This window comes from Roseicella aerolata (genome assembly GCF_020523605.1).
GTDB lineage: Bacteria > Pseudomonadota > Alphaproteobacteria > Acetobacterales > Acetobacteraceae > Paracraurococcus > Paracraurococcus aerolatus.
Map to the genome: position 1 here is coordinate 1 of NZ_JAJAQI010000166.1, position 945 is coordinate 945.

Sequence of the window (945 nt, forward strand, 5' to 3'; positions counted from 1 at the left end):
TAGACCTTTATTGCCCTGACTGTGCATAGCCGCAGTGTTGGAAGTAGGCGGCGCACTCGCTCGGACTGAAGCGGTCGAGGAGACTGCCGATGGTATCCCAGAGGGTGCCGACGGTCCTGGTGGCAGCGGAGCGTAGAAGGCGCTTCAGCTTGCTGAAGGCGAGTTCGATTGGGTTCAGGTCGGGACTGTAGGGCGGCAAGTAGAGCAACTGCGCGCCCTGCGCCTCGATGGCCTCGCGCACGCCCTCGACCTTGTGGCTGCCGAGGTTGTCCATGATGACGATGTCGCCCGTGCCGAGGGTTGGCGCGAGCATCTGCTCGACGTAGGCGCGGAAGGCGCGGCCGTTGATGGCGCCTTCCAGTACGAGCGGCGCGACGGGTCCGCTGGTGCGCAGGCCGCAGAGGAAGGTGGTGGTGTGCCAATGGCCGTGCGGCACGGCGGCGACCAGGCGTGACCCGCGGGGCGCCCGGCCATGGGTGCGCGCCATGTTCGTCGTCGCCCAGGTCTCGTCGAGGAACACCAGGCGGGCCGGGTCCAGACGGGTAGCGGCCTTGGCCCAGGCGCGGCGGGCCTCGGCTATGTCGGGGCGGTCCTGCTCGGCCGCGCGGAGCCGCTTTTTTTGAGCGTCAGCCCGAGCCGGGTGAGCACCTTCCACATGACCTGATGGCTGACCCGCGTGCCGTGCTCGGCCTCGGCCCAGGCCCGCAGCTCGGCCACGGTCGCATCCGACGTTGCCCTCATCCGGAGCGCCGACAGCATCGGGGCAAGCCGAAGCGGCAACTGGTTGCGCTGCGGCCGTGCCTCGCGTTCACCCGTCTTGCGCAATCGCGCCCGCACCTTCACCACATAGGACGGACTGACCAAGAGCCGCTCGGCCACCTCGCGTATCGGCTCGCCCTCGGCCGCCAGAACCCGATCCCGCAGGTCCTGCCCATAGGCCTGCCC

1 protein-coding gene is annotated in these 945 nt (G+C 69.1%); it reads right to left on the minus strand.

The genetic code is table 11. The annotated features are described in order from the left end of the window. Window positions 1-7: 7 nt before the first annotated feature. Window positions 8-945, minus strand: a protein-coding gene (locus LHA35_RS28365) for an IS630 family transposase (RefSeq protein WP_408902425.1) whose coding sequence is annotated in 2 segments (ribosomal slippage) — window positions 8-624 and window positions 624-945 — 939 coding nt annotated over the 2 segments. Because the reading frame shifts where the segments join, the coding sequence is not laid out codon by codon here. This gene is flagged as partial in the annotation.